Genomic DNA, 8,913 nt, shown 5'->3' with positions numbered 1-8,913 from the left:
AACCACCAGCGCGCGTCATATTCGCGAAAGCCGGACGCCTTGATCAGCGCGTCGGTTTCGAATTCGAAGCTGTTGGGCCGGGCGTCGCCGACGATTTTTGGGGGCAAGACAGCAGAACTCCAGACGGCACAAAATACGATCTATCGATGCAGCGGTTTAGCACGCAAGCCTTTAGACCGTGTTTATCCCGGGGAAAATCCGGGCTTTCCGGCCATGCCGGACGAACGCGGACGAAATGCGACAGAAGCGCTGCCATTGCCGCTTGCAGGAACGAAGTACGGCGGCTATAAGCCCGCGGTCTGGTCACGGAGTGTAGCGCAGCCTGGTAGCGCACCTCGTTCGGGACGAGGGGGTCGCAGGTTCAAATCCTGCCACTCCGACCAGAAAAAACAAGCACTTGGATGTTTGTTCCTCCCGCCACCCCCACATCAATCGAGCAGCTCCAAAAGCGAGCCATACCTTGGCCAGTCGCGATGATGCTCGACAGCAAGCCCGCACTTTGACCTAATGGCGCCCTGCCCCAGTTCCACGGGTACCATGGAGTCAGGAATGGCGAGACCGGACAAGACATGAAGCTGACATCGACGGCCGCCTTGCCATTCACCTTGGCCGCCATGCTCCTTCTTGCAACGGGCTGCTCATCGACGGGCCGATCGCTCGACTCAGCGAAGTACGACAAGATGACATGCGTCGAACTCAACAGCGCGCTCGGCGACACCGCCAGCGACATCTCGCAAACCGCTATCACCCGAGGCAAGGTTGCCAACACCAGCGTGCCGAGCTGGCTGCTCGGCGGCTCAACCGTCAAGACTGCCGTCGCCAATCGCGAGACGGCCAGGATCGAACGGCTTCAGCAACGGCAACAAGCTATCGTCGCAGCAAGGAAGCGCAGCTGCCCATCTTCGCAATGAGTTGCATGCCGTCGGACGACGGTCCCCTCAGGCGCTCAGCCTAAAGCGCGTGACATCGATCGCAGCGTTCATCAGCGTCTGCGTATAGGCCGCCTGCGGATTGCTGAAGATCTCTTCGGTCGGGCCCTCTTCGACGATCTTCCCCTGCTTCATGACGATGATGTAGTCGGCCATGGCGCGCACGACGGCGAGATCGTGGCTGATGAACAAATAGGATAATCCGTGGTCGGCCTGCAGCTTGCGCAGCAATTCGACGATCTGCTTCTGCACGGAACGATCGAGCGCCGAGGTCGGCTCGTCCAGCACCACCAGATTCGGCTTCAGGATCATGGCCCGCGCTATGGCGATGCGCTGGCGCTGGCCGCCGGAGAATTCATGCGGGTAGCGGTTGCGTGAATTGGGATCGAGCCCGACCTCGCGCAGCGCCTCGATGGCGCGCTGGTCGCGCTGCTTGCCTGAAAGGTTCGGCTCATGCACGAGAAGCCCTTCGGTGATGACCTGGCCGACGGTCATGCGCGGTGACAGCGAGCCGAACGGGTCCTGGAAGACGAGTTGCATCTCGCGTCGCAGCGGCCGCATCGCCTGCCGGTCGGCACCGGAAATGTCGCGGTCGCCGAAGCGGATCAGGCCGTCGCTGGGCAGCAGCCGGAGCAGGGCGCGGCCAAGCGTCGACTTGCCCGAGCCGGATTCGCCGACGATGCCGATCGTCTGGTTGCGCTGCAGCCGGATCGAGATGCGGTCGACGGCGCGCAGCATCAGCGGCTCGCCGGAAAGAAAGCCGCCGCCGATCCTGAACACAACTTCGACATTCCTGCCTTCGAGCAGCACCGGCGCGTTGGCCGGCGGCGGTGCCTTGGAACCGGTCGGCTCGGCGGCAAGCAGCATCTTGGTGTAGGCGTGCTGCGGGCTGGCGAAGAGCGCTTCTGCGTCGCCCTCCTCCACCACTTCGCCCTGACGCATGACGTAGACGCGGTCGGCGAAGCGCCTGACGATGCCGAGATCGTGGGTGATGAAGACGATGGCCATGCCGAGCTTGCGCTGCAGTTCGGCAAGCAGCATCAGGATCTGCGCCTGGATGGTCACGTCGAGCGCCGTCGTCGGCTCGTCGGCGATCAGTATGTCGGGATCGTTGGCCAAAGCCATGGCGATCATGACGCGCTGGCGCTGGCCGCCCGACATTTCGTGCGGATAGGATTTCATCCGCCGCTCGGGATCTGGAATATGCACGAGCCGCAGAAGTTTGAGGGCCTCCTCGCGTGCTTCCGCGGCATTCAGCCCGCGATGCCGGCGGATCGGCTCGATCAGTTGGTTGCCGATCGAATAGAGCGGATCGAGCGAGGTCATCGGCTCCTGGAAGATCATGCTGATCTTGCGGCCACGCACCTTGTTGAGCTCGGACTTGCTCAGCGTCAGAAGGTTGCGGCCGCGGTAATCGACACTGCCGGTGGCTTCGCCGTTGGAGGCGAGCAGGCTCATCGCCGCCATCATCGTCTGGCTCTTGCCGGAGCCGGATTCGCCGACCACCGCAACGGTCTCGCCCGCCTTGACGTTGATGTTGATGCCCTTGACCGCCTCGACCGCGCCGTCGAGCGTGCGGAAGCGGACGCGGAGGTCCTTGACGCTGAGGATCGTTTCTTGAGCATCCATCTCAGCGGTCCTTGGGGTCGAGCGCATCGCGCAGGCCGTCGCCGACGAAGTTCAGCGCGAACAGCGTCGAGACGAGGAAGAAGGCCGGGAACAAAAGCAACCAGTTGGCCGAGCCGATGTTCTGGGCGCCGACCGAGATCAGTACGCCCCAGCTGGTCATCGGTTCCTGCACGCCGAGGCCGAGGAACGACAGGAAACTCTCCAGGATGATGACCTGCGGCACCAGCAGCGTCATGTAGATGACGACCGGGCCGAGCAGGTTGGGGATGACGTGGCGCAAGAGGATGCCGCGCTGGCCGACGCCCATCGCCTCGGCCGCCTGGACATATTCCTGCCGGCGGATCGACAGCGCCTGGCCGCGCACGATGCGCGCCATGTCGAGCCAAAGCACGGCCCCTACCGCCAGGAACATCAGCACGAAGTTCCTGCCGAAGAACACCACCAGCATGATGACGAAGAAGATGAAGGGCAGCGAATAGAGCACATCGACGATGCGCATCATCACCTCGTCGACCTTGCCGCCGGAAAAACCGGCCGTGGCGCCATAGAGCACGCCGATGACCACCGCCACGACGCCGGCGAGCAGGCCGATGGCCAGCGATATGCGGCCGGCCATCAGCGTGCGCGACAACAGATCGCGGCCGGTGTTGTCGGTGCCGAACAGGAAATATTGCTGCTTGATCGAGGCGCTCATTGTCGCTTGGAGGCCGTCGGCCGATTTGTTCTCTATCCTGGTGTCGTCAAAGGCGTCTGAGCGGTCGAGATAGCGGATGTTGCGGTCGTCGATCGGCTTGGTCGAGGTGACGGTGACGAAGACCTTGCTGCCTTCCTGCCGCCATTCCTTGATGTCGACGCGCATGCGCTTGATCGCTTCGTCGAGCGCGGTCTCGATCATGTCGGCCTTGGGATAGGCGGAGAAGCTCGGCGGCATGCGCACGTAGTCGGCATAGATGGTGGTGTATTGATGCGGCACGAACCAGGGTCCGAACACGCTGATCACCCCTATGAAGGCGAGATAATAGAGGCTGAACATGGCGGCGCGATTGGCTTTCAGGCGCGCCCAGGCATCCCCCCACAGGGAGCGGCCGACGACCGGGGCGGCAACTGCGATATCAGTCATAGCGCACCCTCGGATCGACGACGGCATACAGAAGATCGACGATCAGGTTGAAGACGATGGTGAAGAGGGCGATCACCACCACTGTTCCCATCACCAGCGTGTAGTCGCGGTTGAGCGCGGCAACGACAAAATGGCGACCGACGCCCGGAATGGAGAAGATGGTCTCGACGATGATCGAGCCGGTAAGAAGTGCTGCCGCCGCAGGACCGGTGAAGGAGACGATCGGCAGGATGGCGCCGCGCAGCGCATGTTTCACCACCACCGACCAGTCGGACAGGCCAAGCGCACGCGCCGTGCGGATATGGTGCGAGCGCAAGCTCTCGATCATCGAGCCGCGCATCAGGCGGGCGACGATGGCGATCTGCGGCAGAGCGAGCGTCAGCACCGGGCCGATCTTGTTGATCATCGCGCCGTCGCCCCAGCCGCCGATCGGCAGCAGCTTCCAGGTCAATCCGAAGACTAGCTGGATCACCGGGGCGATGACGAAGGTCGGAATGGTGCTGCCGGCGGTCGCCAGCGCGATCACCGAGTAGTCGGCAAGCTTGTTCTGATTGAGCGCGGCAATGGTGCCGAGCACGCTGCCGAGCATCAGCGCCAGAATGAGCGCCGAGGCGCCGAGCTGGATCGAGATCGGCAGGCCCTCCCTGAACAATTCGCCGACGGTGAAATCCGGCATGTTGTAGCTGGGGCCAAAATTGCCGCGCAGGAGATTGCCGAGATAATGGATGTACTGCAGCCAGAGCGGATCGTTCAGACCGAACTGGGCTTCGAGATTGGCCTTGATCTCGGGACTCAGGCCCCGCTCCTGGTTGAAAGGGCCGCCCGGCGCGACGCGAATGAGGAAGAACGCCATGGTCACGATGACGAATAGCGTCGGAATGGCGGTCAGAAGCCGCCTGAAAACATAACGCAGCATCGGCGCCCCGCTTCGGCCAGAGCGACACGCGTCCATGCAGACGCATAACCACGCTCCGGTGCCTTCAAATCTTCGCATCGTGCCTGCCGAAAATCGACCACGACTTTCGGACTGATGCGATGACCGACCGGCCCGCCGCGCCCCCTAGGGGAACGCGGCGGTCCAGCCAAGGATGATTGTCAGTCCTTGGAGACGAAGCGGGACGGGTGCACGTCCATCACGTTGTCGACGAAGCCATGCAGCTTCGAGGAAACGATGTCGTGGTAGCTGTAGTAGAGGAGTGGAATCTGGCCGGCGTCGTCGACGAGGATGCGCTCGGCGGCGGCGAGTTCCTTCATGCGCTCTTCGGGCTTGCCGCCGGCGGCAGCGGCCTTGTCCATGGCCGCCTCGTATTGCGGGCTGTTATAGTCCGAATAGTTGTTGCCGCTCGCCTTGCGCGAGATGCCGAGGAAGGTTTCCGGGTCCTTGTAGTCGGCGATCCAGGCGGCACGCGCGACGTCATAGTCGCCCTTCTGCTCGAGGAAGGAGTAGTGGGTCTTGGTGTCGGTGTTGAGCAGCGTCACCTCGACGCCGAGCGGCTTCAACTGTTCCTGGATGGCAACCGCCGTGTTCTTGTGGTTTTCCGAGGTGTTGTAGCGGATCTCCATCTTCAGCGGCTTCTCGGGTGTATAGCCGAGTTTCTCCAGGATTTTCTTGGCCGCGTCCTCGCGGTCGATCTGCGACATCTCGGCATATTTGGCCATTGCCGGCGTGTAGCCCTCGATGCCCGGAGGCACCATAGAATAGCCGGGGAGCATCGAGTTCTGCCAGACCTTTTCGGCAATGAAATCGCGGTCGATCGCCATCGAGATGGCGTTGCGCAGCTCGACATTGTCCCACGGCGCCTTGTCGGTCTTGATCGCGTAGTAGTAGGTGCCGAGATACGGCCCGACATGGATCTGATCGCCGAACTTGGTCTTGAGATCGGCGAGCTGTTCGGTCGGCAGGTCGTCATAGCTGTCGAGTTCGCCGGCCTCGAAGCGCTTCATCGCCGATGAGCGGTCTTCGGTCGGGATATAGTTGACGACGTCCATCTTGACGCTCGCGGCGTCCCAGAATTTCGGATTCTTGACCAGCTTCATGTGGTCGTTGGGAACCCATTCGGCCAGCGTATAGGCGCCGTTGGAGACCAGATTGCCCGGCTTGATCCATTCGGCACCGAGCTTGTCGATGGAGGCCTTGCTGACCGGATAGGTCGCCTGGTGCGTCAGCATCTCCAGGAAATAAGGGGTCGGCGCCTTCAGCGTCACCTCAAGGGTGGTCGTGTCGATCGCCTTGACGCCCATCTCCTCGGGCTTTGCCTTCTTGGTGTTGACCTCCTCGGCGTTCTTCACCGGATAGAGCATCGAGGCGTATTCGGCGGCCGTTGCCGGATCCTCCAGCCGATGGAAGGCGTAGACGAAATCTTCAGCCGTCACCGGGCTGCCATCCGACCACATGCCGTCCTTGCGCAGCTTGAACGTATAGACGGTGCCGTCATCCGATACCGTCCAGCTTTCGGCGGCGCCCGGAATGAGGTTCGCCTTCTCGTCCTGCATGACCAGCCCCTGGAACAGGTCGCGCAGGATATTGGCTTCGTAGACCGTCGACGTCTTGTGCGGGTCGACCGTCTCCGATTCCGCAGCGGTGCCGCGGTTGTAGACGGTTTCGGCGAAGGCCGGCGTGTAGAAGGTGCCGGCGGTCAAAGCCATGGTGGTGGCGAACACCGTCGCCTTCAGCATGTTTTTCAGCATGAAGTTCTCCCTGTGGGCGCTGCCGTCGGCGCGCCTTTACGTGTTGACGCCCCGGAACCGATATCTGGCCCCTTTTGAGCGCGCCGCCGGTTCCCTCTCCGGCGGCTGGTGGCAGGAGACTAGACAGACGGAAATGCGATTTCAACCGAGTCTTGCTTGACGCAAAGTGAGCAACCTTGCGCTAAAACAGCAATATCTAAAGTCCGGCGCCTTTCAACTTGGTACACTCAAAGGTTGCTCGGGCTGTTTTCTGTTTTTGCAGTCGGGATTTGGCATGCTGCGACTATGCTGCAGAACCCAAAAAACCGCCCTTCATGGTCTGGTTTCCGGACAGACGCCGCGGGAACGTCGGCAATCGAATTCGCCATGCTGGCGCCGATCTTCATCCTGCTTTTGCTCGGCATGGTTGCATACGGCATCTATTTCGGAGCAAGCCACTCGGTCCAGCAGATCGCCGCTGATGCGGCGCGAACGGCAATTGCAGGACTGGATCAGACGGAGCGAAAGGCTCTTGTCACCGATTTCATCGCTCACGACGTCACCGGCTATCCTTTCGTCAACGCCAATAAGCTAACGGTCGATGCCAAGGACAGCGTCATCGACGGCAGTCAATTCGTGGTGTCGGTGAGCTACGATGCGCGGGAGCTGCCGATCTGGAACCTCTTTCAGAGCCTGCCGATGCCGTCGGTGACAATCCAGCGTCAATCGACGATCCGCGTCGGGGGCATATGATGGGCTTTGCCAGCGCCGGAATAGTGGGATCGATCGGGCGGCTGATCGCCGACAGGCGCGCCAATTTCGCGATCATGACGGCAGTGAGCGCGCCTGTTGCGCTGGCGCTGGCAGCCTTCGCAATCGACGAAGGCGCGCTGTTCAACGAGCGGCGCGCGGCGCAGTCGATCGTCGACCTGGCGGCGATCACGGCGGCGGCCAACATCAACAACGCCGAACTGGCGGTGCTGACGACACTGAAGGATAACGGGTTCAACTCGGTCGCCGTCCAGAAACAGGGCACAAATGTCGATCCCACAGCCAGCAAGGCGGTCATCCAGGTGGTGCCGGGCCGCTATTCCGGGATCAGCTCGATTGCCGCCGGAAGCCGGTTCGAGGCCGGCAAGCTGCCTTACAACGCCGTCCATGTGTCGCTGAAGAAGCGAGGCACGCTCTATTTCTCGGCCTCGATGATGGAGGCGCCTGTCATCGGCACGACAGCCACCGCCAGCGCCCAAGCCGAGGCCGCGTTTTCGGTCGGATCGCGGTTGGCCAGCGTCAATGGCGGCATCCTCAACGCACTTCTCGGCGGGCTTTTGGGCAGCAACATCTCGCTCAGCGTGATGGACTACAATGCGCTGATCTCGGCCGATATCGACCTTACCGATCAACTCGCGACCGAGTTGAAGCTGACAGGCGTGAGCTATTCGGACGTGCTGGCCTCGAAGGCGACGGTCGGCCAGATCGCCACTGCCATGGCCAATGTCCCCGGCCTCGACCGCACAGCCAGGATCGCGCTGCAGACGATGGCCTCCGGCGCCACCAACAAAGTCAAGATCCCGCTCGGCCAATTCATCAATTTGGGTTCGGTCGGCAACCTTGGCGTTGGCCAGAAACCGGCCGGGCTTACCGTCGCCGCGAGCGCGATGAGCATGGTGACAGCGGCGGCCGCGCTGGCCAATGGCACCAACCAGGTCCAGGTCAATCTCGGCGCCACCGTGCCGGGATTGACGTCCACTTCGCTCAGCATCGCCATCGGCGAGCCGCCGCAATCCTCGCCCTGGCTGACAGTGGGGGGGACCGGCACCGTCGTGCGCACCGCGCAGACGCGGATCAAGCTCCTGGCCAGCGTCGGCATCGGGAATAATGGCAATGGCAATGGCAATGGCGGAAGCATGAATCTCGGCGGCGGCATCAGGCTGCTCGCCGTGAACGTGCCGCTACATGTCGAAGTGGCCTATGCCGAAGCCAAGCTGACCGACATTAGCTGCCCGACCGGGCGCCCCGACAGTCTCAAGGTCACAATCGCGGCGCAGCCTGGCGTCGTTGCCGCGCATCTGGCCAATGCCAACGCCGCAGGCTTCGCCGATTTCACCAAGCCGCAATCCTTCAGCGACGCCGAAATCGCCGATGTCAGCGTCAAGCTGCTGCTGATCAACCTCAGCCTGCTGCAGATCAACGGATCCTCGGCGTTTTCGGTCACCAACACGGCACCAACGAACCTGACCTTCAACGCCACCGACATTGCCGGCAAGACCATCAAGACCGTGTCGACGAAGAACCTGACGCAGTCGCTCACCACGTCGCTGGTCAACAATTTGTCGCTGTCGGTCAAAGCGCTGGGCCTCGGCCTCGACATCACCGCCCTGCTCGGCACGGTGAAGCCGGCCGTGGTGACGGTGCTGAACGGCGTGACCTCGCCGGTCGACGACTTGGTCTACAACACCCTTGCAGCGCTCGGCGTGCATGTCGGCGAAGCCGATATCCGCGTCACAGGCGCTACCTGCGGGCGCTCCGTTCTCGTTCAATAGGACGCCAGGTGATCAGCTTGCGCTG

7 protein-coding genes and 1 tRNA gene are annotated in these 8,913 nt (G+C 62.2%); 4 read left to right on the top strand and 4 right to left on the bottom strand.

The window, feature by feature from the left end; translation table 11 throughout:
* Positions 1-306 precede the first annotated feature (306 nt).
* Both D3227_RS29675 and D3227_RS29670 read left to right on the top strand, forming a co-directional pair.
* A tRNA-Pro gene (locus D3227_RS29675) sits at positions 307-383 on the top strand.
* A 186-nt stretch (positions 384-569) separates the two neighbouring features.
* A complete protein-coding gene (locus D3227_RS29670) occupies positions 570-911 on the top strand; it encodes a hypothetical protein (RefSeq protein WP_120017778.1) in 342 nt (113 codons plus the stop codon).
* A gap of 27 nt (positions 912-938) precedes the next feature.
* Here D3227_RS29670 and D3227_RS29665 read toward each other — a convergent pair whose 3' ends face one another.
* The 4 genes from D3227_RS29665 to D3227_RS29650 form a co-directional block, all read right to left on the bottom strand.
* Positions 939-2,558, bottom strand: a complete 1,620-nt coding sequence (locus D3227_RS29665; protein ID WP_120017777.1) for an ABC transporter ATP-binding protein — start codon at positions 2,556-2,558, stop codon at positions 939-941.
* A 1-nt stretch (position 2,559) separates the two neighbouring features.
* Positions 2,560-3,678: an ABC transporter permease gene (locus D3227_RS29660; protein ID WP_120017776.1), complete on the bottom strand. Its 1,119-nt coding sequence runs from the start codon at positions 3,676-3,678 to the stop codon at positions 2,560-2,562.
* The gene (locus D3227_RS29655; protein ID WP_120017775.1) at positions 3,671-4,594 is read right to left on the bottom strand and encodes an ABC transporter permease subunit; all 924 of its coding nucleotides are present in this window, start codon (positions 4,592-4,594) and stop codon (positions 3,671-3,673) included. The genes D3227_RS29660 and D3227_RS29655 overlap by 8 nt, the downstream gene beginning before the upstream one ends.
* A gap of 179 nt (positions 4,595-4,773) precedes the next feature.
* Complete coding sequence (locus D3227_RS29650; protein WP_120017774.1) at positions 4,774-6,366, bottom strand: peptide ABC transporter substrate-binding protein; 1,593 nt, start codon at positions 6,364-6,366, stop codon at positions 4,774-4,776.
* A 285-nt stretch (positions 6,367-6,651) separates the two neighbouring features.
* On the opposite strand from D3227_RS29650, the gene D3227_RS29645 reads away from it, so the two are divergent.
* Together D3227_RS29645 and D3227_RS29640 are read left to right on the top strand one after the other, a co-directional pair.
* Entirely contained in the window at positions 6,652-7,098 is a 447-nt protein-coding gene (locus D3227_RS29645; protein WP_120017773.1) for a TadE/TadG family type IV pilus assembly protein, read from the top strand.
* Positions 7,098-8,888 carry a Tad domain-containing protein gene (locus tag D3227_RS29640; protein WP_425374563.1) on the top strand — a complete coding sequence of 597 codons (1,791 nt, stop codon included), beginning with the start codon at positions 7,098-7,100 and terminating at the stop codon, positions 8,886-8,888. The genes D3227_RS29645 and D3227_RS29640 overlap by 1 nt, the downstream gene beginning before the upstream one ends.
* The last annotated feature ends 25 nt before the right edge of the window (positions 8,889-8,913 follow it).

It is taken from the genome of Mesorhizobium waimense, assembly GCF_003601975.1.
Lineage (GTDB): Bacteria > Pseudomonadota > Alphaproteobacteria > Rhizobiales > Rhizobiaceae > Mesorhizobium > Mesorhizobium waimense.
The sequence above is the reverse complement of the archived record's forward strand: the minus strand, read 5'-3'. Positions and strand labels throughout refer to the sequence as shown.

Bases quoted from the DNA above. Each gene is read 5' to 3' on its own strand.
- D3227_RS29670 (WP_120017778.1), top strand. From the start codon at position 570: ATGAAGCTGACATCGACGGCCGCCTTGCCATTCACCTTGGCCGCCATG.
- D3227_RS29650 (WP_120017774.1), bottom strand. From the start codon at position 6,366: ATGCTGAAAAACATGCTGAAGGCGACGGTGTTCGCCACCACCATGGCT.
- D3227_RS29645 (WP_120017773.1), top strand. From the start codon at position 6,652: ATGCTGCAGAACCCAAAAAACCGCCCTTCATGGTCTGGTTTCCGGACA.
- D3227_RS29640 (WP_425374563.1), top strand. From the start codon at position 7,098: ATGGGCTTTGCCAGCGCCGGAATAGTGGGATCGATCGGGCGGCTGATC.
- D3227_RS29655 (WP_120017775.1), bottom strand. From the start codon at position 4,594: ATGCTGCGTTATGTTTTCAGGCGGCTTCTGACCGCCATTCCGACGCTA.
- D3227_RS29665 (WP_120017777.1), bottom strand. From the start codon at position 2,558: ATGGATGCTCAAGAAACGATCCTCAGCGTCAAGGACCTCCGCGTCCGC.
- D3227_RS29660 (WP_120017776.1), bottom strand. From the start codon at position 3,678: ATGACTGATATCGCAGTTGCCGCCCCGGTCGTCGGCCGCTCCCTGTGG.